General features: G+C 56.6%; 22 protein-coding genes and 1 CRISPR repeat array. Of the genes, 13 read left to right on the top strand and 9 right to left on the bottom strand.

Annotation, left to right across the window (positions count from 1 at the left end):
- Positions 1-152 precede the first annotated feature (152 nt).
- The 7 genes from NML54_RS07815 to NML54_RS07785 all read right to left on the bottom strand — a co-directional run bounded on the left by NML54_RS07815 (position 153) and on the right by NML54_RS07785 (position 5,498).
- A complete protein-coding gene (locus NML54_RS07815; RefSeq protein WP_254757261.1) occupies positions 153-692 on the bottom strand; it encodes a Rieske (2Fe-2S) protein in 540 nt (179 codons plus the stop codon).
- Positions 693-925: 233 nt separating this feature from the next.
- Positions 926-2,191 carry an HRDC domain-containing protein gene (locus NML54_RS07810; protein ID WP_254757259.1) on the bottom strand — a complete coding sequence of 422 codons (1,266 nt, stop codon included), beginning with the start codon at positions 2,189-2,191 and terminating at the stop codon, positions 926-928.
- Between the two features lie 216 nt (positions 2,192-2,407).
- Complete coding sequence (msrB, locus tag NML54_RS07805; RefSeq protein WP_254757314.1) at positions 2,408-2,869, bottom strand: peptide-methionine (R)-S-oxide reductase MsrB; 462 nt, start codon at positions 2,867-2,869, stop codon at positions 2,408-2,410.
- An 87-nt stretch (positions 2,870-2,956) separates the two neighbouring features.
- Positions 2,957-3,457: a Cys-tRNA(Pro) deacylase gene (ybaK, locus tag NML54_RS07800; protein ID WP_005506356.1), complete on the bottom strand. Its 501-nt coding sequence runs from the start codon at positions 3,455-3,457 to the stop codon at positions 2,957-2,959.
- A 139-nt stretch (positions 3,458-3,596) separates the two neighbouring features.
- Entirely contained in the window at positions 3,597-4,253 is a 657-nt protein-coding gene (locus NML54_RS07795; RefSeq protein ID WP_254757257.1) for a hypothetical protein, read from the bottom strand.
- Positions 4,195-4,770: a hypothetical protein gene (locus NML54_RS07790; protein ID WP_254757255.1), complete on the bottom strand. Its 576-nt coding sequence runs from the start codon at positions 4,768-4,770 to the stop codon at positions 4,195-4,197. Before NML54_RS07790 ends, NML54_RS07795 begins: the two co-directional genes overlap by 59 nt.
- Entirely contained in the window at positions 4,770-5,498 is a 729-nt protein-coding gene (locus tag NML54_RS07785; protein WP_254757253.1) for a DUF6318 family protein, read from the bottom strand. The genes NML54_RS07790 and NML54_RS07785 overlap by 1 nt, the downstream gene beginning before the upstream one ends.
- Positions 5,499-6,238: 740 nt before the next feature.
- Here NML54_RS07785 and zapE point away from each other — a divergent pair.
- Entirely contained in the window at positions 6,239-7,279 is a 1,041-nt protein-coding gene (zapE, locus tag NML54_RS07780; protein WP_254757251.1) for a cell division protein ZapE, read from the top strand.
- 138 nt (positions 7,280-7,417) lie between these two features.
- Here zapE and cas3 read toward each other — a convergent pair whose 3' ends face one another.
- Complete coding sequence (gene cas3, locus NML54_RS07775; RefSeq protein ID WP_254757249.1) at positions 7,418-10,567, bottom strand: CRISPR-associated helicase Cas3'; 3,150 nt, start codon at positions 10,565-10,567, stop codon at positions 7,418-7,420.
- Positions 10,568-10,950: 383 nt separating this feature from the next.
- Between cas3 and casA the strand changes: the two genes are divergently transcribed.
- From casA to NML54_RS07730, 9 genes are all read left to right on the top strand, one after another.
- Positions 10,951-12,627: a type I-E CRISPR-associated protein Cse1/CasA gene (gene casA, locus NML54_RS07770; protein ID WP_254757247.1), complete on the top strand. Its 1,677-nt coding sequence runs from the start codon at positions 10,951-10,953 to the stop codon at positions 12,625-12,627.
- Complete coding sequence (casB, locus tag NML54_RS07765) at positions 12,620-13,234, top strand: type I-E CRISPR-associated protein Cse2/CasB (protein ID WP_254757245.1); 615 nt, start codon at positions 12,620-12,622, stop codon at positions 13,232-13,234. The genes casA and casB overlap by 8 nt, the downstream gene beginning before the upstream one ends.
- A 28-nt stretch (positions 13,235-13,262) precedes the next feature.
- Positions 13,263-14,384: a type I-E CRISPR-associated protein Cas7/Cse4/CasC gene (gene cas7e / locus NML54_RS07760; protein WP_254757243.1), complete on the top strand. Its 1,122-nt coding sequence runs from the start codon at positions 13,263-13,265 to the stop codon at positions 14,382-14,384.
- Entirely contained in the window at positions 14,384-15,133 is a 750-nt protein-coding gene (gene cas5e / locus NML54_RS07755) for a type I-E CRISPR-associated protein Cas5/CasD (RefSeq protein WP_254757241.1), read from the top strand. The genes cas7e and cas5e overlap by 1 nt, the downstream gene beginning before the upstream one ends.
- On the top strand, positions 15,130-15,810 hold the full coding sequence (cas6e, locus tag NML54_RS07750) for a type I-E CRISPR-associated protein Cas6/Cse3/CasE (protein ID WP_254757239.1): 681 nt from the start codon (positions 15,130-15,132) through the stop codon (positions 15,808-15,810). Before cas5e ends, cas6e begins: the two co-directional genes overlap by 4 nt.
- 112 nt (positions 15,811-15,922) lie before the next feature.
- Complete coding sequence (gene cas1e, locus NML54_RS07745; protein ID WP_254757237.1) at positions 15,923-16,867, top strand: type I-E CRISPR-associated endonuclease Cas1e; 945 nt, start codon at positions 15,923-15,925, stop codon at positions 16,865-16,867.
- Positions 16,867-17,205 (top strand): type I-E CRISPR-associated endoribonuclease Cas2e, encoded by a 339-nt coding sequence (gene cas2e, locus NML54_RS07740; protein WP_083309163.1) that lies wholly within the window; start codon positions 16,867-16,869, stop codon positions 17,203-17,205. Before cas1e ends, cas2e begins: the two co-directional genes overlap by 1 nt.
- Positions 17,206-17,299: 94 nt before the next feature.
- Positions 17,300-19,038: direct repeats of the CRISPR family, unit length 29 nt; unit sequence GTGTTCCCCGCGCGAGCGGGGATGAGCCC.
- A gap of 42 nt (positions 19,039-19,080) precedes the next feature.
- Entirely contained in the window at positions 19,081-19,317 is a 237-nt protein-coding gene (locus NML54_RS07735) for a hypothetical protein (protein ID WP_254757235.1), read from the top strand.
- A gap of 18 nt (positions 19,318-19,335) precedes the next feature.
- Positions 19,336-19,779: a helix-turn-helix transcriptional regulator gene (locus NML54_RS07730; RefSeq protein WP_254757233.1), complete on the top strand. Its 444-nt coding sequence runs from the start codon at positions 19,336-19,338 to the stop codon at positions 19,777-19,779.
- Positions 19,780-20,272: 493 nt separating this feature from the next.
- Here NML54_RS07730 and NML54_RS07725 read toward each other — a convergent pair whose 3' ends face one another.
- The gene (locus NML54_RS07725) at positions 20,273-21,028 is read right to left on the bottom strand and encodes a nicotinamide mononucleotide transporter (protein WP_254757231.1); all 756 of its coding nucleotides are present in this window, start codon (positions 21,026-21,028) and stop codon (positions 20,273-20,275) included.
- 248 nt (positions 21,029-21,276) lie between these two features.
- On the opposite strand from NML54_RS07725, the gene NML54_RS08875 reads away from it, so the two are divergent.
- The 3 genes from NML54_RS08875 to NML54_RS07715 form a co-directional block, all read left to right on the top strand.
- On the top strand, positions 21,277-21,405 hold the full coding sequence (locus tag NML54_RS08875; protein WP_256500357.1) for a hypothetical protein: 129 nt from the start codon (positions 21,277-21,279) through the stop codon (positions 21,403-21,405).
- Between the two features lie 150 nt (positions 21,406-21,555).
- Positions 21,556-22,161, top strand: coding sequence for an S-layer homology domain-containing protein (locus NML54_RS07720; protein ID WP_254757229.1), 606 nt, complete (start codon positions 21,556-21,558; stop codon positions 22,159-22,161).
- Positions 22,162-22,529: 368 nt separating this feature from the next.
- Positions 22,530-25,244: DUF5074 domain-containing protein (locus NML54_RS07715; protein ID WP_254757226.1), on the top strand; the 2,715-nt coding region annotated here is incomplete at its 3' end.

Below are 25,244 nucleotides of genomic sequence, written 5' to 3'. Positions count from 1 at the left end.
CCGCTCTGAGCGCCGCAATAGCAAGCATTAGTAGCATCGGGCACCATAAGACAGCAAGAAGCTCCGCCTATCGATTGTGATGGGCGGAGCTTTGCTTCACGTAGGTTTTACTGTACGTAGGTTTTACTGTATGTAGGGTCTGAGCCGCCGGTTTAGGAATCGTTGGAGGTGTGGGTGACGAAAATTTTGCCGCCCTTCACCTGCACCGGGTAGCTGGTCAGCGCCTCCTCTGCAGGGCCGTGCACGACCGAGCCGTCAGCTACGGCGTACTCGGAGCCGTGGCAGGGGCACACGATGCGGTTGGAATCCTGCACCTGTACCTGGCAGCCCTGGTGGGTGCAGACGGTGCTGAATGCCTTGTACTCTCCAGAAGACGGCTGAGAGACGATAACGGTCGTGGAACCGTGGGTCAGCTTAGCTGCCTTGCCCACGCCCACTGCGGAGGCGGCACCCATCTCTACGCTACCTTCGGGCGGGGTGACGTCGGAGTCACCTTCAGCGCAGGAGGCGAGCAACGCACCGGATGCGACGGCACCGGTGATGAGGGTTGCACGGCGGGAGAAGAGGCGAGCAGAAGATTCAGTTGCTACGGTAGCTGCCGCGGCGTCGACGGCGTTAGAATCGACTGCGGCGGGGGAGTCGGGGGAGGCGCATGCCTTCTGAGAGCGGCAGCATCCGTTGGGGGCGGGCATGGTGGTTCCTTTCGTGTACTTTCTCCACCCTATGCCGGTTTGGGATAAAAATCGAATGAGAGCAGGCTAAGCTTGGTTCGCGTTTGCACCGGAGACAAACTGCTGAGGCAAAATACCGAGACAAACTACCGTGTCAAACTCCCGAGGTACACAAAATGCCGGTCGGGGGGTCGCATCAGCAACACACCCAACCGGCACACACATCTATTCAGCGTTAGAGAAATCTACCCAATCTACCCCAGGTGGCGGGCAAAAATCGGCGCAATCACGGGGGCAACCAGACCCGTCTGCCACGAACGCGCACCGTACTCGGCGAGTGCATCCAGCAGGGTCTGCTCATCAAAACGAGCCGGCGGCTCCCAGCAGAGACGGCGAACATAATCGGTCGTGATCAGGTTCTGCGCCGGAATATTCAGCTCCTCAGATAGGTCATCAATTGCCTGACGAACCTCGGTGAACAGCGCCAAGTTCTCTGGGCGCTTAGACTCCCACGCCTTCAACGGCGGTGGGGCAGTCGACGGTAAAGTGAACGGTACGGCGTTCTCACCGCGTGCTGCCGCGGCAATAGCACGCACCCAACGCGGGCCCTCACGACGCAAACTGCGCGTCTGAAAACCGGGAATTGACATAATCGTGGGCACGTTACGCGGCATGGTGCGTGCCGCCTCCACAATCGCAGAGTCGGGCAGCAGACGCTTCGCGTCAACGTCCTTCTTACGCGCCAGCGAGTCACGCTCAAACCACAGGTTACGCAACGCCGTCAGCTGCTTGACCGAACGCAGCATCGTGCGGCCCTTCGTCTTACGCCAACGCTCCGGCTGATCTGCAGGATCCTTCACCGGGGTCTTGCACAGGTACTCAAACTCCTCCAGAGCGTACTGTAGCTTACCCTGCTGGCGGAGCAAATCCTCCAACGCGTCACGCAAATCAATGAGCACGTCAACGTCCAGCAGTGCATAGTTCAGCCAGGACTCCGGCAGGGGGCGGCGCGACCAGTCTTCCTTCGAGTGCTTCTTCGCCAGCTTATAGCCGAGCAGCTCCTCAACGGTCGCACCCAGGTTCACGCGCTCCAGACCGGCAAGACGCGCACCAAGCTCCGTATCAAACAGACGGTTCGGGCGCATACCGAGCATATCCAGGCTCGGGAAGTCCTGAATTGCGGCGTGAATAACCCACTCAGCATCCGCCAGGGCATCGTTAATAATGCGCAAATCCTTAAACGCCTCAGGGTCAATCAAGTACAGCTGATCTTCACGCTTAAGCTGCACCAAAAAAGCACGTGAACCGTAGCGGATGCCCTGGGCACGCTCCGTATCAACAGCCACCGGGCCGGACGCCGCCGCCAACTGTTCAGCGGCACGACGCAGGCCGCTCTCAGTGGTGATGAGAGTCGGAATCGGTAAGGAAGGGGCCTCCAGAGGAACAACGTCAGGGACTTCGATACCGTGAAGGGTCAGCTGAGGGGTGCCTGCGGCATTCTGTTCAGCTGCGGTACTCATGCACTCAATCCTTTTCCTCTGTCTGTTCGACGCGCCCATACGATGCGCCAGATGCCCGGGTAGGCGCACGCCCGAGCAAATACGAGCCCGGGCGGGGTGATGTGCCCGCGAAGGCACTACGCCATTCTACCCGCCCGAGCTGAAAGCCTCGAATTTAGAGAGACTCACAATAAGGGGTTCACCGGCGTGCCCGTGAGGGGGGGGCATTGCCTGGGTTTATTCGGCGGATTCCGCCTCGTCAGCTGGCGCCTCGTCAACCGGAGTGTCACCAGCCGGGGTCAGCGTCAGACACACCGAATTAATGCAATACCGCAAATCCGTGGGAGTCGGGTAGCCCTCACCCTCAAACACGTGACCCAGGTGCGAATCGCAGGCGGCGCAACGCACCTCCACGCGGCGCATACCGAACGTCGTATCCTCCAGGTAACGTACACGGTTCTCAGCCAGCGGCGCGAAAAACGACGGCCAACCACAATGCGAATCGAACTTCTGATCGGAACGGAACAGCTCCGTACCGCAGGCACGGCAAGAATACACACCCTCCGTGTGGGTGTTCCAGTACTCGCCGGTGAATGCGCGCTCGGTGCCGCCCTCACGTAGAACAGCGTACTCTTCAGGCTTGAGCACTTCACGCCAGTTCTTGGCGATAGCACCCACGCCGGGTAGCGAATTGCCCATCATGACTCCTTCAGTTTGCTCTCATGCTCAGGCTCTTACGACATATGTAACGCCGCGGCCGGGCGGATTATTCCCGCTGAGCGCGGACTAAGCGCGGATGTCAGCGTACTTGCCGTTGGTGAGCTTCAGCAGATCGTCCGGGGCGAGCTCAACGTCCAGGCCGCGCTTACCGCCAGAGACCATAATCGTGTCAAAAAGCTGCGCAGACTCATCGAGCAGGGTGGGGGAGGGGGTCTTCTGACCCAGCGGAGAAATACCGCCCACCACGTAGCCGGTGCGGCGCTCAGCGACCTTCGGGTCGCACATGGAGGCGCTTTTCCAACCTAGTGCCGCCGCGGCAGCCTTAATGTTCAGCTTGCCAGAGACCGGCACGATCGCGACCGCGAAATCCTTCTCGTGTACAATCAGCAGGGTCTTGAACACTTGCTCCTCGGAGGCGCCGAGGTTCTTCGCGGCCTCTTCACCGAAGGAGGTGACGCCCTCAACGTGCTCGTATTCACGCATCTGGAAGGGGGTGTTCGTCTCGGTCAGCAGTGCTACGGCGGCGGTTGCTGCGCCGCTCTTCTTACCTTTAGTTTTCTTAGCCATAGACACCATTTTACGGAAGTCACCATGCGCCGATACCTATGCGCCGAGAAGCCACATGTGTTTCGAAAGGCCACGAACAAAGTGACTTCTCGGCGAACATGTGGCTTCTCAACGTAAGACCCACGGCAGGAGAACGACCTTACATGTCAGGCCAGTTACGGTGCAACGAATACTCCGTGTCCCCGTCACCGTTATCGTTCAGATGCCAACGCTGGCCGGTGCGAATATCGGCCTTGCGCAATCTGGGGTTCGGGTTATCCTTCTTACCCATCGTGGGATCATTCTTGCAACCCCAACGAGTGTCGTCTTCATCGCAGGTGCCGCCGACGCGTCCCACATCAACCCACCACACACGCACCAGCAACGGTTCAGCAGTGTCCTTCTTGACGACAGTACGCATCGCCTGCCACGGGCCGCCATTGACGCGGTACCGGCCAGCATAAGAAACCGTTGCGTAGGCATGAAAATTACCTGAGCGTTTGTATACATAACTGGTCGCGATCGGTCGTGCTTTCGAGCCTGACTTCGGGTAGATGGGCTCGCCGATGGTGTAAAAGCTATCTTCATCGTCGTTGCCGTACTGGACGGTCATCTGCACCGGATAAGACTCGATTTCAACGTGACCGGCCGAAAGCTCACCTTCCCAATAAGCGGTGGGGGCTTCAGCGTAGAAATTGACGTTGTCGCCCTTGTAAATATTCGGGTCGCCCTTAGCTCTGCCGGTGCCGTTACCGGAGTTATAGGATTGCTTGAGGATAGGGGGGGCGGATATCGGTGTTGGCGAATTTGTCTTCAATTTCTTGAAGCATTTCAGCGGGGCTCGGTTTACGAGGTTCTCCGGGGTTATTGGCGGTTAGAGTGCGGGATTCTACTGGGGTGCAGTAGGTTCCAATGCCGGAGGTATTGTAGTAACCGGTGTAGTCGTTGCCGTCGTCAGGCATCATCCAGGTACGGAAGTACTGTCCTGGTTGACCGTCAGCGGTGACGCAGGAGTCTTTATCTTCGATTGAAGCATAGAATTGGTTTCCTTGACCATCATGCATGAGATGATGGCTTTCTTCAAAAGATTTCTGTTTGCTCTCCGCTCGAGCTACGAGTTCGGATTCCGCCTGCTGAGGTGGTAAATTGACCTGCTCTTCGGAATCTAGTCCTTCATTTCCAATCTCTGTAGCTGGTGGAGCGGCACTATGGTCTGTGATGCTGTGATTGCTGTTATTCGAAGTATCTTCTAACGCACCAGCTGATGTACCAAAAGGTAGTATGAGTGCAGAAATAACAGCTATTCCTAGAAACCCTGAAAATTTATTGGCCATTATTTGATAATTCCTTGCTCACGTAGCTCCTTATTCGAGCGATGCTCCGAGAGCTGCCAATAGCCGTTCTGGTACTTATAGCGGAACATAAATGTTTCATTTTCATTGCTGGTGTTAGTACGCTCATACACCTTGCCATTGGGGTTTACGTACATGCCATAAGTCCACAAACGTCGGATGAGAACCCAATATTCTTTAGACTCTTCGTCATACATGAGGTCGCTTTCGGCCTGGTATTCCGAGGTTCCTTCAATAACCCAGCCGCCGCTTTTGTAAAGATCCTCGATATAGTGGAGAAATTTAATGTCCTCATCGAAAGTGTCCAACATATAGGGCCATGCATATTGCATATCCCCAGTCTGAATGCCATAGTTGCGTGCTGTAATCCAATCGCGCATCATCTCACGCAGACCAGCGAAGGTTTCGGGGTACTGCTGCGGCTCGGCTTTCGGAAGAGGAACATTTTGCGCGGGACCATGACCGTCAGCTTTGCGGTATTCGCCGTCGGGTGCCTTCGAGCCGCCCGAGTAGCCGCGGGTAATGACCGGGCTCGGAGTAGCTGATGTAGAAGCGGCATCGGAAGCCGAAGCCGACTCGCTCGGCGCCGCGGTTGCGGTGGCTGCTGCCTCGTTATTTGCCTGCTGGCCACACGCCGCAAGCAGGGCCCCCAGGCCCACAAGTGCGCCGCTGCCCAGTAGGGTACGGCGGTTGAAAATGGTCGAATCCATAGAAGATACGCTCCTATCATCGGTGATGGTGTGATGCATATGTGCCTGTCGGGTCGTTATTCACAGGTCAAGCTGACTGCCGGAAGGAAAACAGCCCCGTAGTGCACCCATTAAGCGCATCGGTGCGCTATTGAGTACTACAGTTACCACCCTACCGCATGTTTGCCGTCGTTTGCATTCTTTTGAGGGTTGTGGCGGTGGTTGGTCATTATTCAGGCATTCTCAATGCTTTATGTATCAAATATCTTTGTGCCCGCGGAGGTGCCGCCCCTGCAGAAATTGGACCATAGGTTAGTGTCTTCGACCATGGTTTTTAACTACGACTAAAGACGCTAACCTATGGCACAAATCCGCAACTCATGACCGAATCTCCGGCTGCGCCAGGTAGGTGAGAGCTGGTTATGGGTTATGACTTAGCCTTTCGCCGATAGGTTAGTGTCTTCACTGCGGGTTAAAGACCCACGGCGAAGGCACTAACCTATCGAACACTGCACCCGCCCAAGACAGGCCCTACCCAAAACACACTCCACCTCAACCTCCGCACCTGAACGCCGATACCCTCGGATTCCCACCCTCTGCGTCCCAGTCCAGCAGCCCCTCCCGTATATCCCACCCCACTCTCTCCTCATACCCGTAATGTGGCGGGCAACTCATGCGGCTCACGCGGGGTGTTAGACAGTACTACACTTAAAGCGGAAGTCACATCGCCGTCACTGAAGAAAAGAGTTTTTGTGCCCACCATGACCGTACACTTGACCGACCGCATTCCTCATGTTTCTGCTGATGAGTTGCTGGCGGGTTTCCGCCCCTCTGAGCGTTTTGGTGAAGTGTCTTTTGATAGCTACATTCCTGATCCAAATCAGCCGTCGCAGGCAGAGGCTGTGCAGAAGCTGAAGGATTTTGGCGACAAGATTAATGGGGGCGGCGCTGGTGCCGGTTTCTTTGGTCGCCTGTTTGGGGGCAAGAAGAAGGATTCGACGAAGTCTGGCCTGTACCTTGACGGCGGTTTTGGTGTGGGTAAGACTCACCTGTTGGCGTCGCTGTGGCATTATGTGGACGGCCCGAAGGCGTTCGGTACTTTTGTGGAGTACACGAACCTGGTGGGTGCGTTGACGTTCCGTAAGACGGTTGAGGCGTTGAGCAGCTACAAGCTGGTATGTATTGACGAGTTTGAGCTGGATGATCCGGGTGATACTGTGCTCATGTCTCGTCTGATGCGTGAGCTGGCGGATGCTGGCGTGAAGCTTGTGGCGACCTCGAACACGCTGCCTGGTGCGCTGGGTGAGGGCCGTTTCGCGGCTGAGGATTTTAAGCGTGAGATTCAGGTGCTTGCTTCGCAGTTTGAGGTGCATCGTGTGGATGGTGAGGATTTCCGTCACCGTGGCCTGCCTGCCGCACCGGAGCCTGTTGCTGATGATGCGTTTGATGCGAAGGTTGAGGAAGTGTTCGGCGGCCAGACTGTTGGTGTTGATAACTTCGCTGACCTGGTGGAGCATCTGGCGAAGGTACACCCGTCGCGTTACCGCCAGCTGATTGATGGTCTGGATGGTATTGCGTGGCGTAATGTTCACCCGATTACTGAGCAGTCGGTGGCGTTGCGTTTTGTGGTGTTGGCTGACCGCCTGTATGACAAGGATCTGCCGATTGTTTCTTCGGGTGTGCCTTTTGACAAGGTATTTACTGAGGAGATGCTGGCTGGTGGTTATCAGAAGAAGTATTTCCGTGCGGTGTCTCGTTTGACTGCGTTGGCTCGTGAGGGCATGCTCGGCGAATCTGAGTAGCCGCCGCCTGACGCTGCGAGATTCTGCAGCGTGAATGCGTGAACTGCGTAGCGTGAACTGCGACGAAAAGTTTATATAGTGAAGACCCCCGCCGGATGCTCCACGAGAGGATCCGGAGGGGGTCTTTGTTTACCTTGGCTAGTTTTTATTCTTGGGGTCGATGCTCTGCAAGCCTAGCTGGGTGGTGTACACCAGTTCGTAATCGCAGAGCCTGTACGAGTACACGCCTGCTTCGACCTCTTCGAAGGGCAGGATGAGCTGCCCCTCCAGCATGAATGACTTCTGCCAGTTCTCGATGCGTTCCTTTTCTAGCTGGTCGAGCGCGGCGTCGAATCGGAGTTTCCCACCCTTGATACGGTGGTTGGGTGCATCTGAGTATTGGTAGGGGAGCCGAATTGATGAAGCCGCAATTTGCATGCTCTGCCAGTAAGTCGGCGGGTCATCGGCTGAAGCATCAAAGCGGAGCGAATCAGCCTCGTCTGTGCTGTTGATGGAAGGTAAGAGACGGTAGCTTTTAATCGCGCTCTTGGGATTGCCCGGTTGGTTCCGTTCCACAACGATTGCGATAACTTCCAGGGATGCGTCGGTGTCGCGAACTTTTGCCTCGCCGATTTGCTCGTCAGAGAAGCGCAAGTCGTCAGGCTTAAGGAGGCGATTCATGCAGTCCGCCATGGTGTACTGTGTACGCTGAGGTGCACAGAGCAGATAGCCTTCAGCTCGGACTTTGGCTAGTTCCTTACCTTTATCGCACTCCTGCTTGGAGCTCTCGTAGACTTCTACCCAGGCACTAGGAATCTCAGTAGACGTATTTTCCTGGTAGGTCTTCTGCACCAGTGGACTGATGTCCGCAGGAATTCGAATAGGTTCACCGTCGAAGTGGGGGAGTAGCTGTGCGTAGCTGCTGAGCAGAATCATCGGCTCATAGACTGCCTTGGATCCACGCGGGAAGTCGGGTGCCCCAACGTGTGAGCCGAACGTTTCAACTCCTCGTACGTAGCACACCGGCATACGGTATGCGGGGGTGCGTTCTGAGCTGCTGCGGCTATCGTGACGGTGCAGACGTCCCATACGCTGAAGCACCAGATCAACCGGCGCGAAGTCGGTAATCATTACGTCAAAGTCCAGGTCAAGCGACTGTTCGATGACCTGCGTACCCACCACAATGAGGCGGTGCGGGCGCGAAGAATCCTCCCCGTCAGCTTTGCTGTAGTGCGCCTTCTTGCCGAGCTTTGAGACAAGGAGTTCCTCTTGCTCGGCGCGGTGCGTGGCGGTAAAGCGAGAGTGCGTGAGGATTACGTGCTCTTCACCGAACCGTTCACCCAGGAATGCGTGCATTTCCTGGGCTCGTCCAACGGTGTTGCAGATGACTGCGGCGCATCCGTGGTCGTTGGCGAGCGGTTCGAGTACGTTCAGGACGCTTTCGGGACTGTCGTCAATGAGCTTCAATTCGATTTCGGTTTGGTCTACGGGCTGTTCAACCTTCCATTTCTTAGGGCTCCCGTTGTCTTCGGTGGTGAGCGTGTGAATGACGGGGTAATCCAAATCAAGAGAAGAATTTTCAGTCACGGCAGGTGCTGAAGGCGCTTGGCCCTTTGCAAGATTCGCCATCATTCGAGCCAGAATGTCATTATTCTGCGGTGCAGAAACAGAATCAGTTACCTTGTTCGGTTCTGTTCCAACCTTTAGACCCTTGGCATAGCTCTCCATAAGATCATCACGAGTAGCTGACGGCAGGGTTGCCGACATGAGAATGACGGGCGCATTCATCTGACCCAGCCAGTAGAGCGCAGCAGAAAGATACCGGCTCATATACGCATCGTAGGCGTGAACCTCATCAATGATGATGACCTTAGATGCAAGCCCTAGGTATCGGAGCATCACATGCCGTGCTTGCAGAGCGGTCATGAGAACCTGGTCGATGGTGCACACAACGAAGCTGGAGAGAAGCCCCTTCTTCGTACCGCTGAGCCAGCTGTGCCGAGCGAGAGACGTTCCAGGACGCAGCGTTTTTCGATTGTTTTCTTGTTTAGAGGCAGAAGACTCATCGAAAATATCTGCTTTAGAGAGCGCCTCATAGGACTTGTTGAAACGGTTCTTGGAGTGGCCCAGAAACATGGAGTGCGGCTCAAGAGGCCCGCCGTGTTCTTGCGCCACGTTATTTGTTTGGTATTCCACCCATTCGATAACACGGTCAAAGAGGGCATTAGAAGTCGCCTGGGTCGGTGCCGCGAAGGCTACGCCGGTGCGACCGGTTGCCTGTGCGAGGAACTCGGCAGCGATGAGACCGGCTTCGGTCTTACCCTGACCCATGGGTGCTTCGATGCACATCATGCCACCGTTTTGCATGGAGCGTGCCGCTTCGACTACGACTTCCTGCATGGGGCGTAGGGTCGGGTTGCTCCACCCAAAACGGGATGCGTAGAGGTCAGCTGCAGGGGTGCCGGGGTCAGTATCCAGTGCTGCGATCCAGCGCTGTTCGAGCCCGAGCGCCTGCCAGCCGATGCGCGCTCGCTGTTCCTGTTCGGCTGAGCCGAAGGTGCCCATGGGGAAGAAATCAGGGTTTGAGGCAATCCAGTCTGACATGATGACGAAACCGGTAATGCAGAACTGCACGGAGACGGGGATAGTCTGTCCGTGCTGTGCTAACTGATGCAATGCCGAGGATGCGCCAAAGCGTTCCAGGGTGATGGTGTAGAGTTCCTGCCAGGCGGCATGCCATTTGGGGGAGAGACGCTCCAAAATGACGTTGCTTAGGTCTGCTGAATTGGCGAGGTATTCTGCGGGTGCGCCGTGGTGCGCGCCGGAGATACTCGCGAGAGTTTCAGCAACTTCACTCGGCATGCCCTCAATGTTGCTGGTGAGCAGGTGAATGAGGATGCTCTGGCTGTACTTGCTGTGGGGGCATCGCAAGCCGCTAGTAGGCGTGACAAGGTCTTCGGGGAACTCAAAGTCCTGCTGCTCGATACGCTGACGGTACACGGCGAGGTTTTCGTCGCGTCGTGCATCGAGCTGTCCTGAGAATTCGGGGGTTGCCTTACCCATGTCGTGGGTGGCGGCGAGCCAGCATACGAGCGCGCGCGTATCTTCCATGGAAAGATGGAGATGCTCACTGAATCGTTTCTGTAGACCGGGCGCGAGCCATGTGTCCCAGAGCCGGGTGGCAACAGAACCGGCATCGAGCATATGCTGAACGAGGGGGAGACCGTGGGTGGGGGAGTCCTTGTCTCCTGTCTTTGCCCAGAATGATGCCGTTTCAGGTGTTGAAAGATACTCAGGGGCGGGTGCCATGATTCTCCTTAGACGGTAGACTAGTGGGTACCTCGCTGTGGTGCGAGGCGTATGTTCCCCGAAGCAGACGGGGATGAGCCAGTACAGTTTTTGATAGTTGGTTTGAGGTGTTCCCTGCGTGAGCGGGGATTCTGCTTCTTTTGTATTGGTCGTATTAAAAATATATCAAACGTACACTTTTTATAGTTGTTTTTCTTGACTTAACCTTCTTGATGGTCCTATGATGAACTCAACAAGCCAATGAAGGCTCTTCAGAGAACCTCCTGACAAGGCTTAATTACCTGGTCTACTCTCATTGTGGACCAGAGTCCGATATTCTGCTCGCTTGTTCGTCATTTGACAGGGAGCTGATTTCAAAGAAGAAAGGAGTGGGAATGGTTGTCATGGGAGAACCTAGGTTCAATCTTGTAGATGAAGCATGGATTCTTGCCCGGCTCAAGTCGGGCGAAGTGGTCGAGCTGTCTCTGCGCGATTATTTCAAACGGGTGTATGAGATTGACCGAATTCAATCGGATAACCCGCTGACGGATACTGCAATTTTTGGTGTCGTGCTCGTGATTTTTGCTCGTGCATCCTTCCTTGCAGACAGTATCGATACCTCTAACGGTCCGGCCCAATGGATTCGCCAGATGCGTGAGCCTGACGCTAATAACCTGGCTGCTGTTCTGGGATACCTTGAAATTTTCAAGGATCGTTTCTGGTTGGTAGGCGGCGAGCGCCCCTTTATGCAGGTGCATGATTTGCATACGGCAAAGGGGGACACGAAGCCTGTTAGTCGCTTGGTTTTGGATTCTGAAAGCGAGTACTTCTCGCAGCGGGCTGAGGTGGCATTGAAGTCTCTGAGCTTTGCTGAAGCGGCTCGGTATCTCGTAACGCTTCATGCCTACGACTACTCAGGTATTAAATCTGGTGCTGTAGGTGACCCCCGTGTTAAGGGTGGCAAGGGCTATCCTCTGGGCGTTGGCTGGTACGGCGCCACTGGTAAGGTGATTGTTCACGGCGCCAACATGATGGAAACCTTGCTGTACAGCCTGGACTACGAGCAGTTGACCGATAAAGAGTCATTCGAACAAGACGTTCCAGTTTGGGAACGTGCTGAGCCTGATACCGCAGCACCGCGTGCATACACTGGTGGTCCTGCGGCTCAGTACAAGGACCAGCCGGTGCCCGCGAGCGGTATGTGCGAGATTTTGACTTGGCAGTCACGTCGCATCCGTCTGCATCATGACGGCAATCGTGTGACTTCGGTACTTATCTCCAACGGTGATAAGTGGCTCGATCGCAATACCTATACTGACCCTTTGACGGGGTATCGGTACAGCAAGAATCAGTCGTCAAAGACCGAACAGGTATGGATGCCGCAGACTCACGCGGCTGAACGTACCCTGTGGCGTGGTGCTGATGCTCTGCTGACTCGTCTTACCCCGGAATCTGAGAAGCAGAATAAGCCTGCTCCCGTGATTCGTCAGCTGGGTTCGGGAAGGTACTTCCCGACCGATGCGGAGGTACAGGTTCAGCTGGTGGGTGTCGAATACGGTACCCAGAGCTCCATCATCGAGAACATTATTTCTGACTCTATGACTCTTGAGCTTTCTCTGCTGACTGATGAAGGCGTGAGTGCGTCCCAGATGGTTCGCGAGAACATCCAAACCACCATGGACGCGGCAATCGCTCTTGGGCAGTTTGCTGGACAGCTTCTACAAGCGGCGGGCCGAGAATACGAGTTCCGTGCGGATGCTACTGAAGCTCTCCTGAACCGTATGGAAGATGCTTTCCGCCTCTGGCTTGCAGATCAGCGAGCATCGGAAGATATCGCTGAGAAAAAGAAGGAGTGGCAAAGCCGTGTACGTGCCGTAATCACGCAAGAATCAGACCTTCTTAAATACAACGCTGGCCCCAAAGCCATGCTGGGTACCTTCGGTAAGGACCCTGCTGGTAATGAAGTTCTCTACAATGTTGCGCGTGCGGAGCGCCTGCTACATGCTCGCCTGCGTAAGATTATTCCCCTGGCTTACCAGGACTCTATATCTCACTCTGACAAGGAGGAAACCAATGAGTGATTACACCGCGCAGGATGAGCTACAACGTTTCGTCGTGGCAAAAGTGATGCGCCTGTACCACCAGAAAAGTAACGGTGTCTCAGCAGCCACGGCTCAGCTTGCTCAGCTTCGCCGAGGTGTGGGGGCATCGCCCTTTCAGTACCCGGAACTCTTAGGAATCATCCTGGAAAAGGAAGATGGCACTGAAGGTATTCCTGAACAGTACCGAGGGAGGGGAGAGCAGCCGAGTAATGCGGAGAGCGCTGCGTACACTGCTTTGACTCTTTTTGCTCTGCATCAGCAGTCGCAGAACCAGCCCATGCACGATGCAGAGGTTTCTTTTGGCAACGCGGTAGGCAAGTTGGTTGGCGACACCACAACGTCAATGAAGAAGCGTTTTGATTCTCTGCTGACCGCTCAGACGGAGAATGCTCGCCAGCATTACCTGCGTAGCCTGATTACTCTGCTTCGTTCCGAAGGTATTGCCTTCGATTACGGTCGATTTGCGGTGGATTACATGCGTCTTCTGAATCCTGCGACGCGTCAAAAGGTTATGTACCGCTGGAACCGCGACTTCTCCTACGGGCTCATCCCTGTTCGCGCTGCTACGAGCAAAATCACTAAGTAACTATTACTCCTGAAAGAAGGAAAACCTCATGACTATTTTCGTCGACATCCACGCCCTGCAGACCCTGCCCCCGTCGAACATTAACCGTGACGATACCGGCAGCCCCAAGTCCGCTTTCTTTGGCGGCGTTCAGCGTCAGCGTGTTTCCAGCCAGGCTTGGAAGTCCGTTATTCGCCGCGATTTTGAATCGCATCTTGACCGCTCGCAGCTGGGCGTACGTACCCGCCTGGTTGCTGACAAGGTAGTGGCGCGTATCCTGGAGCTTGCGCCCGAATTTGAAGCTGAGAAGGCTGAAACGGCTGTTGTTGCAGCTTTCAAGGCCGCAGGTATTACGCTCAAGGAACCCAAGGCGAAGGAAGGCGAAGAAGCAGGACGTCCTGTTTCTGGCTACCTGCTCTTGCTGAGCAACCAGCAGATTGACAAGTTGGTGCAGGCAATCATCGAAGCTAACGGCGAGAAGCTTCCCGCGAAGCAGGTTAAGGAAATCCTTGATACCAACCATAGCGTTGATATTGCTCTCTTCGGTCGCATGCTGGCGGATGCTCCCGATTTCAACGTTGATGCGGCTTGCCAGGTAGCACACGCCCTGAGCGTTCACGGTTCCGAACCCGATTTTGACTACTACACTGCAGTGGATGACGTGGTTCGTTCTTCTGATGACTCTACCGGTGCGGGCATGATTGGCACCATTGAGATGGCGGCAAGCACCTTCTACCGCTACGCCAACATCAACCTGGATGCACTGAACGCTAACCTGGGTGATGCTTCTGCAAGTGTTGAGGCAACTTTGGCGTTTGTCCGTTCCTTCATCAATTCCATGCCTACCGGTAAGCAGAATTCTTTCGCTGCACGCACCCTGCCTGACGCGGTTATCGTAACCGTTCGTAACGACCGCCCCATCTCTTACGTGAACGCCTTCGAGAAGGCTATCACCGAGGTTGAGGGCCGCCGCGTAGTCGCAGCTCGTGCGCTCGCATCTGAGGCGAAGAACATTGAAGAAGCGTACGGTTACGAGCCGGTCGCTTCGTATGTTCTGGCTTTGGGCGACCTCAAGGAAGAACTGGCTGGTCTTGGCGAGTCTGTTTCTCTGAAGGGGCTGCTGGAGTCCCTGGAATCTCAGCTGACTGCTCTCACCTCTCAGGAGTCCTAATGCCTACCCTGCTCTTGAAGATGAGCGGGCCGTTGCAGTCATGGGGCACTCAGAGCCGTTTCCGTCGCCGTGATGCCGGACATGAGCCGAGCAAATCTGGCGTGATTGGAATGGTTGCTGCAGCCTTGGGGCGTTCGCGTAACGAGCCGGTTGATGACTTGGTTTCGTTGAAGTTTGCGGTGCGTACGGATGCCTCGGGTACCCTGATTCGTGACTATCAGACCGCTAAGAACTGGGCTAAGAGCCCGAAGGGTGCGGCTTCTCTTTCGACTCGTATGTACCTTTCGGATGCTGTATTTGTGGTGGCTCTCGAAGGGGAACGCGAACAGTTGGAGACTATCGAGTCTGCGCTGAAGAAGCCTGTATACCCTCTGTATCTTGGGCGGCGTGCATGCCCCGCTGGTTACAACCTTGTCCTGGGTATCCGTGAGGAGTTCGCTGAGGAGGCTCTGCGTTTGTTGGAGTGGCAGGTGCCTGAGTATCGTCGTAAGGATTTTCCGAGCCCGGTAGCATTGCGTATCTTGCGTGATGCGTTGCCTGGTGAGCGCGGTGATTTGGTACCGGATATTCCGGTGAGTTTCAGCCCGGAGTACCGTCAGTATGCTGCCCGTGAGGTGGTGACTGTGGAGCCTCTGGTATTGGAGAACCCTCATGGGCGGAAGCTTCACGCTACAGCCTCCTTGATTGAGGAAGAATCTTCCGAGAATCCTGCCGAACCTGATTTTTTGAATGTGGTGGTGGAAGCATGACGTATTTTTCTCGTTTCATGATTAATCCGCAGCGTCGTGGCGCGTGGAAGTTGTTGCGTAGCCCGCAGGCTATGCATGCTGCTGTGATGGCAACTTTGCCGCCGGATACGGATTATTCTGAGGGTCGTATTCTGTGGCGTTTGGATGAGTCTATGCATGCTCCGGTTCTGTACATGTTGAGTCCTGAGGAGCCTGATTTTTCGGCTCTTGTGGAGCAGGCTGGATGGCATAATCGCCGTGGTGAGAGCGCTCATTATGGTCGTTTGCTGGCGAAGCTGGAGAACGGTCAGGAGTGGGCTTTCCGCCTTGCCGCGAACCCGGTGAAGCGTCATACGAATCAGCAGACGGGTAAGCGTGAGGTGTTCCCGCACGTGACTGTTGCCCAGCAGCAAGCGTGGATTCGTAAGCGTGCTCCGCAGTGGGGATTTGAAGTAATTCCTAGTGTTGAAGGTCAGGATGTTGAGGAGTGTCCGATGGTTTCTTCTCGTCAGGATCTTGCGTTTGCCCGTCGTAACGCTGAGGGCAAGGTTGGTAAAGTGACTCACCGTAAGGCTCAGTTTGATGGTGCTCTTCGCATCACTGATGTTGAGCTGTTCCGTCAGTCTTTGCTCTCTGGTATGGGCAGGGGTAAGGCGTACGGCATGGGCCTTCTAACGTTGGCGCCTCTGTCCCGCTAGGTAATGCGGGTGAAGGGCGGGGGACTGTTCTGTGTGATGGTGCCCCGCCCTTTCTTTATTCACTCATATTTTTGTGCCGATGCTGGCACGCTGATGTTAATAGGAGAAGATCATGCAGGGGGCTGTTCCTCCGAGCTCGTCTGAGCTGTTTCGTAGTTCTGACCGTTTGAGTTTTGTGTATGTGGAGCATGCGACGATTTCCCGTGCTGATAGTGCGGTGACGTTTGTGAAGGAAGAGGGCGTGGTTCATTGCCCTGCTGCGAGCTTGAGCGCTTTGCTGTTGGGGCCGGGTACTCGTATTACTCATCAGGCGATGGCTTTGTTGGGGGAGTGCGGTACTACGGTGGTGTGGGTTGGCGAGCAGGGGGTTCGTTATTATGCGAGCGGTAAGTCTGTGGCGCGTTCTTCGCGTCTGTTGATTGCTCAGGCGAAGTTGGTATCGAATACGCGGAGCCGTTTGGCTGTGGCTCGCATGATGTATCAGTGGCGTTTTCCTGGTGAGGATACGAGTGAGCTGACGATGCAGCAGTTGCGTGGCAGGGAGGGCGCTAGGGTGCGTTCTGTGTATAGGCAGTGGTCTGAGCGGACTGGTGTTCCGTGGGAGCGCCGTGAGTATGATCCGAATAATTTTGGTGATGGGTCACCGATTAATCAGGCGTTGTCGGCTGCTCATGCTGCGTTGTATGGGATTGTTCATGCGGCGATTGTGTCTTTGGGATGTGCGCCTGGGCTGGGTTTTGTGCATACCGGGAATTCTTGGTCTTTTGTCTACGACGTTGCTGATTTGTATAAGGCGGAGATTACGATTCCTGCTGCGTTTGAGGTGGTTGCTGGCTATACGGAGGGGATGGATATTGGGTCTGTGACGCGTAGGGCGGTGCGTGACCGTATTCGCTCTGAGAAGGTGATGGAGCGAGTTGTGCGGGATATTCAGCGTTTGTTGGTGCCAGAAGAGCTTCCTGAGGAGATGCTTGAACTGGATGTTGTGGGTTTGTGGAATGAGCAGGGTGAGGCCCAACGCGGTGGTATGAACTATAGCAATGGAGGGGCGGGCTGATGATTGTTATTGTTTTGTCTGCTTGTCCGGTGAGTCTTCGTGGTGATTTGACGAAGTGGCTTTTGGAGATTAATCCTGGGGTGTTTGTGGGGCGTGTAAGCGCTAGAATTCGTGAGAAGTTGTGGGCGCGTGTGTTGGAGTCGGGTGGCACTGGTCGTGCGACTATGGTGTTTCCGGCGGATAATGAGCAGCGGCTTGAGTTTCGGGTAAATAATGCGGATTGGGAGCCTGTCGATTTTGAGGGGGTGAAGCTGATTTATCGTCCGGTGGTTCGTAAAGTTGTGCCGAAGTCTGGGTGGAGTAAGGCGAGTAGGTATCGCCGTGCTCGTCGGGGTTAGGCGCAATTGGTTATCGTGTATTCTGGAGTCAGGCTCTGGCTCCAAAGTGATTCTATTTTGCTGATGTAGGGGGTAAATCCCCATATCAGCAAGTGTGTTCCCCGCGCGAGCGGGGATGAGCCCCGGAAAACACCGGCTCGAAATAATTTCAGAATGTGTTCCCCGCGCGAGCGGGGATGAGCCCGCACGTTTCGTTTACGTGGAGAATCCGAAGCCGTGTTCCCCGCGCGAGCGGGGATGAGCCCTGCTGACAGCTGCCGAGATGCAGCAGCGCGTGGGTGTTCCCCGCGCGAGCGGGGATGAGCCCTAAATAAAGTTCGTCGCCGGGGCGAAAAGCCCGTGTTCCCCGCGCGAGCGGGGATGAGCCCCATGAGTAACTACGTAGACATCACCCACTGGAGTGTTCCCCGCGCGAGCGGGGATGAGCCCATTAGTGTTAGCAAGCGACGGATAGCGCATTAGTGTTCCCCGCGCGAGCGGGGATGAGCCCGGAGAAATTGAAGACGTAAAGCCAGGTCGTGAGTGTTCCCCGCGCGAGCGGGGATGAGCCCCCCTGTCGAGATAATTCAGATTGAAGGACTTGGTGTTCCCCGCGCGAGCGGGGATGAGCCCGTTGAGAATTACCTCAAGTGGGCGGCGAAGTGGTGTTCCCCGCGCGAGCGGGGATGAGCCCGTTAGTGAAAGCTGTGACTATTGGGTCAAGGCGTGTTCCCCGCGCGAGCGGGGATGAGCCTGAGCCGTCTTGCGGTCTGCTTCGTTGTCAATCGTGTTCCCCGCGCGAGCGGGGATGAGCCCTCGGGCAGATCAACTACAGGCTCTGCAACCTTGTGTTCCCCGCGCGAGCGGGGATGAGCCCGAATGAGTTACGGCTTCGATGACGGGCTACCCGTGTTCCCCGCGCGAGCGGGGATGAGCCCTTGTCAAGTCTCAGCTAGATATTTTTTCTTAGGTGTTCCCCGCGCGAGCGGGGATGAGCCCAATAGCCATGAGACGAACCTGCGTGATGACCTGTGTTCCCCGCGCGAGCGGGGATGAGCCCAGCCTGCGCTTCCTCGATGCGGCGCTTCCTACGTGTTCCCCGCGCGAGCGGGGATGAGCCCTGGTCGGGGCGGGCTGAGCAGCAGAGGCTGGCGTGTTCCCCGCGCGAGCGGGGATGAGCCCGTCTCCACGTCAACGATGAACGTGTCATTCACGTGTTCCCCGCGCGAGCGGGGATGAGCCCGAGGCAGAGCGTGAAGCTCTTGTAGATTACCTGTGTTCCCCGCGCGAGCGGGGATGAGCGGTATCTCCGCCGGTATCAATACCGTAGTCGGCTGTGTTCCCCGCGCGAGCAGGGATGAGCCCGGTGAGCTATGGGACCGGCTCACCGATACATCGTGTTCCCCGCGCGAGCGGGGATGAGCCCCAGTCGCAACACTCTTCGACGGGGCAGCCGATGTGTTCCCCGCGCGAGCGGGGATGAGCCCCATATTGTTCTACCGTGGCGCCCCGTAGACGAGTGTTCCCCGCGCGAGCGGGGATGAGCCCGCTACGGTAGCGGCCACCGTCCAGGACGCGCGGTGTTCCCCGCGCGAGCGGGGATGAGCCCCCGACCCGATTAACCCCGACGTGCTGGAAGCTGGTGTTCCCCTCGCGAGCGGGGATGAGCCCCATCGCCGCGATGAGGCGGGGACCGTAGCGAGGTGTTCCCCGCGCGAGCGGAGATGAGCGCTGTTGATGCCCCTACCCCTACCCATAGCCCAGGTGTTCCCCGCGTGAGCGGGGATGAGCCCGAATCGGGAGTGAGGTTCTTGCGCATGCGTTCGTGTTCCCCGCGCGAGCGGGAATGAGCTTAGCTGGGGGGGGCACCCGTGAGAAACGTGCAACGCGTTACATATGCAACCAACTGGTAACGTGGACGAAGTAGCAGCCGCTGACCGGGCGCTGCGCATCTACAACCGATCTGGGGTGGAGCTGCCCGACACGCTTACCTGGGGCTCCCGCTCCATCAACCGCGACTCGGCCTACTACGAGACGCGCAAACGAATCACCATCACAGGGCTCACCCCCGTTGAGGGGGGGGCTGAGGACCTCTACCGAGCCGAGCTGACTATCCGGCCAGCCGGTAGCTAACGAAAGGATTTTGAACACATGACCACCCGCACCACGAAGCCTGGACAGCACGGCAAGCTCTACGACATCCCGGCAGTAGCCGCGGCTACCGGGTACACCCGAGCCAACATCTACCACGCACTCAACGCAGGGAACTTCCCGGCTCCGGCGGTGACCTACAACCGCGGCAAGGACTTCGAGGAGGGCCGCCTCTGGCGCGAGGAAGACATCTTGGCGTGGGCGGGGCTCTCCTTGTCGCAGAAGAGCCGAGGTGAGGGTGCGAACGTGCCGGGAGTAGCCCACATTGAGGACTACGCTACCGGCGAGGGCTCCGGTCTTATCGTGTGCTCCATCTCGGGAGGCGCTGACGGCTTCCTGAGCGCCGTGAAGTCCGCCGAGTACTCACAGGGTGGTCTTACCCGCGAGGAGGCCACAGAGGTAGCTTTAAAAACCGTGCAGAGGGCATACCGTGGTGATGCGTAGCAAGAAGCGCACCGGGTGGGATGCTAAGAACGGCCTCATCTAATAAGCAGTCACCCCATTGGAGGAAGAATCGGCTAGAAGTTCTCAAAGGTTGCCGGGCACCGGCGCATGTGTTCTGTTCCCCGCACAGGCGGGGATGAGCCTGGGAACCATGATGCGGCGGATCACAGAAGACGGTGCTCCCCGCACAGGGGCGGGGATGAGTCCCAGGGCACTGGCGATGGCTTGCTGGTTGATGAGTGCTCCCCGCACAGGCGGGGATGAGCCCTACTGGAAGATGCGGACGCTATCGACACGGAAGTGTTCCCTGCGTGAGTGGGGATGAGCCCTATATTAAGGGCAATAATGAAAGAGGCTCAACGTATTCCCCGCACTCGCGGGGCATAGGTAAAGCCCCTCGACCCGCAGCAGTAAACTGCAGGTCGAGGGGCCTCCTCATGTATTAGCGTTAGCTGGTAGAAAGGTTAGCCCTAGAAAACTAGGGAACCGCCCCTTACGCCACCGCCACGGTGCCCTTGGGCGCGGTACCATTTCGGGTCCACAGCAGCAGTGCTGCCACGCTGTTGATGATGTAGAAGATGTACTTGCCGACGTTCGCGAAGTTGCCCTGGGTCAGCGCCTTTATGCACTGTACGGTGTTGTACAGGAACCAGAATTGCCACTGCATCGTGAGCTTGAGCGCGTTCAGAATGTTTGCTGACAGGGACAGGCCAAACACTACGGTCGTAATCCAGAACAGGAACGAGGTCTTGCCGCCGTAACCGACATAGTTCGCAATCAGGGAGAACGCGAACGAACCGGCCACAATACCGCCAATAATCAGCTGCCCCTTCGTGCCGGTCGGCGGTTCCAACGCCTTGCCGCGTTCGGAGTTCTGCCACCTACGAATCGCGAAAGTGTACACGATAAAGGTCACCGGGTAGGTGATGATTGCTGCCTTATTGCCCAGAATGTAGTCAATCGCGCCAGACAGCGCCGTGTTAATAATGCCGAGCACGTTGCCGATGTTTGAGAGGCGGCCGGTCAGGCGGGTAGACATCATTGAAATACCCACGTTAATCACGGAAATCACGCCGAGGGGAATGAAGTTCGTGATCGGGCCCCAGTCGACGTATTTGGCGAGGTTGGTGCTCAGGTATCCTGAGGCGATTGCGATGGCGATAACCAGTGCTACGCCGAAAAGGTCGGCGTACTTAGACTTGGCGAAAAAGAGGAGAGCCTTCTCGTATGAGAATTCCTTGGCCTCCATGGGTAACTCCTTTGTTGAGGATATAGGAACAGTGATAGGGTACCAATAACTATAACTCTTTGAAAAGGATTTGAAACGGCGTGTCACATATAAAACATAAGAAACCCACAGACTCCGCATCTTGATACAAAGAAAACCCTGTGCCCCTCTAGATCCCATACCAACTTCCGGCAAACCTTGTCCCGGCAACCGAGGAAACTAAAGGCCCGCGCCTCGTTATTGAGTGTGCCACCATCACTGAAACCGGTATGACCGTGAACTACACTGCACAAGGTCTGCGTGAATTCCTCAGCGTAGGCACCCCTCTGACCGTACGCCACGGCTACATTCGTAACGACTCTTTCGAAACCCTGCGCTCCTGGCCGCTCACCCCCTAATTTGACGGTGATGCTGACAGCTTCAGCGGTAGCTACCAGTTCCCCATCGAGCTGATGCAGGGTGAGGGTGTTGATCAGGCCCTGCTGCTGGATATTCGCTCCGACCCGTAGGGTCAGGAGATTACCCACCAGATTGCTGCGCGAATCCCCATGACTGAGACTAAGATCCTGAAAACTTCTTTCAAGGATATTCCGGATAGCCACCCGTTCGCTGAGGATATCCGCATGGCAAACCAGAAGAAGTGGCTGATGCCGAACCCGCAGTCTGGCGCGTTTGAGCCGGAGCGCCCTGTGACCCGTGAGGAGCTTATTGCTCTGCTAAACCACACTGCTAGTCACACTAGCGTAAGCAAAAACTCAGATATTGCGCCCTTTGCGGATGCGGCAGACCGCCCGACCGTGAACGGGCTGCACTGGGCTCGTGACCGCAAGATTACCGAGCCGCTCACTGGTGGCGACAAGATTGACCCGACCGCACCGGTTTCTCACGAGGAGCTGGCGGCTGTGCTGTTCCAGTACAACGCGGAGGTTCAGCTGACTGGAATGAACGAGGCTGCTGGTTCTCGTTTCCGCGACGTGCTCGGTGCCGGTACTCTGCACCGTTACGTTGCGTGGGCTGGTGCGAACGATATCGTGCTGGATGCCTCGGGTGTTTTCAATCCGACCGCACCGACTATTTGCATGGAGCTGACTCGTTTCATTTGCCGCTACAAGCTGCAGAACCTGCTGTTCGCTGATTTCTCGTATGTCTCCTAATTTTTATTCCCCCCCCGGCACCGTGTGTTGGGGTGTATGGAACCCCGTCTTCTGGCTTTTGCTGGAGGCGGGGGTTTTGTCACGTCCCGTATTGCCGCACCTCCGGGAGTTTTAGTGACAGGCTGTGCCTGGCATATGAAATTTTGCATCATATATACCTGAAATCTTGCAAAATCCTGTGCGCTAAGTAAATATTACCTAGAAGGTAAGTTAATGGTTGCCTTACTCAATACTGTGTGAAGACTAGTTTCCTTCCTCGTGGGCCCACGAAACCCAGACCAAAGAGCAGGGAAAGCGCGGCACCTCACCACCCGTCGGTGTTGGGGAGACGCACCTTTACACACCACCCACGAAAAAAGGACATACATATGAAGCTCGCATCAAGCAAGGCATTCAAGGGCCTCGCCGTTGGATCGCTGGCACTGGCAATTTCCGGCGTTGCCACCATCCCCGCATCGTTCGCGGCAGAATCCACCCGGGCAGCAAGCCAGAGCACTGACGCTCGCACCATCACCGACAAGGTGATGGCAAAGATCACCCAGGGCCTGCCCGGTCAGTACCAGGTCGCATACTCCAAGAAGACCAACAAGATTTGGGTTGCTGGCACTGCAGACCGCAACGAGCACGTTTCTACGATTGCTCGCATTGACGCAAACTCCCTGAAGATTGAGGCAGTTGCCGAGCTGCCCATTATCAAGGAGGACTCGGGCTACTCCTACGAGGGTGCGTACGGCATCACCGTCGATGACGAGGAAGGTACCGTGTGGGTGACCAGCACCCGCGATAACTCCGTTGCCGTATACGATCAGGCGACCATGAAGCAGCTGTGGACTAATGCGGGTCTGAGCAAGGACGACCCGAACTGGATCGAGCACCCCCGCGAGGTGCGTGTCGATCACGAGTCGGGTAAGGCTTTCGTGACCGGTCGCTTCTTTGTCTCGGCTATCGATCTGAAGACCAAGAAGGTCGAGAAGATTCAGCTTGAGGGCGCACCCGATGGCGGTACCCGCTACATCAGCATGAACATTCTGGTGGACGGCGGCAAGCTGTACGTGCCCGAACGCACCGGCGGCAAGCTCTTCGTAATCGACACCAAGACCTTCAAGGTCGAGAAGACCATCTCTGTGAAGGGCGATAAGGACGGCGAGGTTCGCCCCTCCGACGTGGCTATTGACCACTCGCAGAACGAAATTTACGTCTCTTCGCAGGGCGTGAAGGGCGCGAACTCCGGTGTATCCGTGTACGATGCGACCACCCACGAGTTCAAGAAGTTCATCCCCTTCGGCACCCAGGCGCTCTCGCTCGATAACGATGAGGCCAACGACCTGGTGTACGTGACCGACTTCGGCACCGGCAAGGTCGGCGTGATTGACGGCGGCGCAGCAGACAAGCTGATTGCCGAGGTCGCCATGAACGGCGGCAAGGCAAACGACCTGGTCGTACTGCCCAACGGCTCCGTTATCGCTGTGGACAAGCAGGCTGGCGCAACCGCAACCGTGCCCTACGTCCTCGACGGCACCACCGGCGCTGTCAGCACCTCCAGCCAGGTCACCAGCAAGCCTTCTAAGGACAAGCAGGGCAACGACGTGCCCGCCAAGACCTCCGAGATTCAGGCGAACTCCATCCTGAAGTTCAAGGTCACCGCAACCGCAGGTAACAACTCCGAGGTCAAGCAGGTCACCCCCGAAACCCGCGAGTTCCAGGGATACCCGGCAACCGCCACCAAGACCAAGGCAACCGACACCACCGCCCCCTCCACCGAGGCACACCGCACCGTGGATGCAAATGGTAGCGTTGCAAAGATGATTCAGGGTCTGCCTGGCCAGTTCCAGGTTGGCTACTCCAAGAAGAATCACAAGCTGTTCGTACCCACCGTGGGTGCACGCGGCGGCCTCGCTTCCTCCCTGGCACGCGTGGATGCAGACACCCTGCAGACCGAGGCTTTCGCCGAGCTGCCCGTGAAGAAGAACGACAAGGGCCAGTACGGTTACACCTCCGCGTACGGCGTCACCGTTGATGACGTGGACGGCACTGTCTGGGTTACCAACACCATCGACAACTCCGTGGCAGTGTACGACCAGCAGACCCTCAAGCTCATCTGGACTAACGAGGGTGTGAAGAAAGACGATCCGAACTGGATTGAGCACCCCCGCTCCGTTCTGGTTGACCACGAGTCCGGTAAGGCGTTCGTGACCGGTCGCTTCTTCGTATCCGCTATCGACCTGAAGACCAAGCAGGTTGAGAAGATTCAGCTCGAAGGCGCACCCGACGGCGGCACCCGCTACGTGAGCATGAACCTGTTCCTCGATAACGGCAAGCTGTACGTGCCCGAGCGCACCGGCGGCAAGCTCTTCGTTGTGGATACTAAGACCTTCAAGGTTGAGAAGACCATCCAGACTCAGGGTGAGGATTCCACCGTTGAGGTTCGCCCCTCCGACGTTGCCGTGGACCACTCGCTGAATGAGATTTACGTCTCTTCCCAGGGTGTGAAGGGTGTCAACTCCGGTATCTCCGTGTACGACCTGACTACCGGCAAGTTCAAGAAGTTCGTCAAGTTCGGCACCCAGGCACTCGCTCTGGAGCACGATGAGGACCGCGACCTGGTGTACGTAACCGACTTCGGTACCGGCAAGGTGGCTGTCTTCGACGGCCGCGCTGACGAGGTCATCGGCGAGGTCGAGATGAACGGCGCAGCCGCGAACGACGTGACCCTGCTCAAGGACGGCTCCGTGCTCGTCCTCGATAAGAAGGACCGCGACGAGAAGGTGACCCTGCCCTACGTGCTCAACGGCACCACCGGCGAAATCACCACCGCCAGCGAGTACACCACCCTGCCCACCAAGGACCGCCAGGGTAACGACGTTCCCGCATCGGTTCAGCAGCTGAAGGCTAACTCGATTCTGAAGTTCAAGGTTGGCGTGAAGGACACCGACGCGAGCGCAGCTCCTGTGGGTATCACCCCGACTTCGCTGGACTTTGCGGGTTACCCGACGGTGACCGGTGTGAAGCCTGCTGACCCGAAGCCGGTTGACCCGAAGCCTGCTGACCCGAAGCCTGCTGACCCGAAGCCTGCTGACCCGAAG

This window comes from Rothia gullae, from assembly GCF_024294905.1.
Lineage (GTDB): Bacteria > Actinomycetota > Actinomycetes > Actinomycetales > Micrococcaceae > Rothia.
Note: the sequence above shows the minus strand (reverse complement) of the source record. Positions and strands in the feature narration are given on the sequence as shown.

Bases quoted from the DNA above. Each gene is read 5' to 3' on its own strand.
- cas3 (WP_254757249.1), bottom strand. From the start codon at position 10,567: ATGGCACCCGCCCCTGAGTATCTTTCAACACCTGAAACGGCATCATTC.
- cas1e (WP_254757237.1), top strand. From the start codon at position 15,923: ATGCAGGGGGCTGTTCCTCCGAGCTCGTCTGAGCTGTTTCGTAGTTCT.
- zapE (WP_254757251.1), top strand. From the start codon at position 6,239: ATGACCGTACACTTGACCGACCGCATTCCTCATGTTTCTGCTGATGAG.
- cas5e (WP_254757241.1), top strand. From the start codon at position 14,384: ATGCCTACCCTGCTCTTGAAGATGAGCGGGCCGTTGCAGTCATGGGGC.
- NML54_RS07730 (WP_254757233.1), top strand. From the start codon at position 19,336: ATGACCACCCGCACCACGAAGCCTGGACAGCACGGCAAGCTCTACGAC.
- casA (WP_254757247.1), top strand. From the start codon at position 10,951: ATGGGAGAACCTAGGTTCAATCTTGTAGATGAAGCATGGATTCTTGCC.
- cas7e (WP_254757243.1), top strand. From the start codon at position 13,263: ATGACTATTTTCGTCGACATCCACGCCCTGCAGACCCTGCCCCCGTCG.
- NML54_RS07815 (WP_254757261.1), bottom strand. From the start codon at position 692: ATGCCCGCCCCCAACGGATGCTGCCGCTCTCAGAAGGCATGCGCCTCC.
- casB (WP_254757245.1), top strand. From the start codon at position 12,620: ATGAGTGATTACACCGCGCAGGATGAGCTACAACGTTTCGTCGTGGCA.
- NML54_RS07735 (WP_254757235.1), top strand. From the start codon at position 19,081: ATGCAACCAACTGGTAACGTGGACGAAGTAGCAGCCGCTGACCGGGCG.
- NML54_RS07810 (WP_254757259.1), bottom strand. From the start codon at position 2,191: ATGAGTACCGCAGCTGAACAGAATGCCGCAGGCACCCCTCAGCTGACC.
- NML54_RS07785 (WP_254757253.1), bottom strand. From the start codon at position 5,498: ATGGATTCGACCATTTTCAACCGCCGTACCCTACTGGGCAGCGGCGCA.
- cas6e (WP_254757239.1), top strand. From the start codon at position 15,130: ATGACGTATTTTTCTCGTTTCATGATTAATCCGCAGCGTCGTGGCGCG.
- msrB (WP_254757314.1), bottom strand. From the start codon at position 2,869: ATGGGCAATTCGCTACCCGGCGTGGGTGCTATCGCCAAGAACTGGCGT.
- NML54_RS07725 (WP_254757231.1), bottom strand. From the start codon at position 21,028: ATGGAGGCCAAGGAATTCTCATACGAGAAGGCTCTCCTCTTTTTCGCC.
- ybaK (WP_005506356.1), bottom strand. From the start codon at position 3,457: ATGGCTAAGAAAACTAAAGGTAAGAAGAGCGGCGCAGCAACCGCCGCC.
- NML54_RS08875 (WP_256500357.1), top strand. From the start codon at position 21,277: ATGACCGTGAACTACACTGCACAAGGTCTGCGTGAATTCCTCAGCGTA.
- cas2e (WP_083309163.1), top strand. From the start codon at position 16,867: ATGATTGTTATTGTTTTGTCTGCTTGTCCGGTGAGTCTTCGTGGTGAT.
- NML54_RS07790 (WP_254757255.1), bottom strand. From the start codon at position 4,770: ATGGCCAATAAATTTTCAGGGTTTCTAGGAATAGCTGTTATTTCTGCA.
- NML54_RS07720 (WP_254757229.1), top strand. From the start codon at position 21,556: ATGACTGAGACTAAGATCCTGAAAACTTCTTTCAAGGATATTCCGGAT.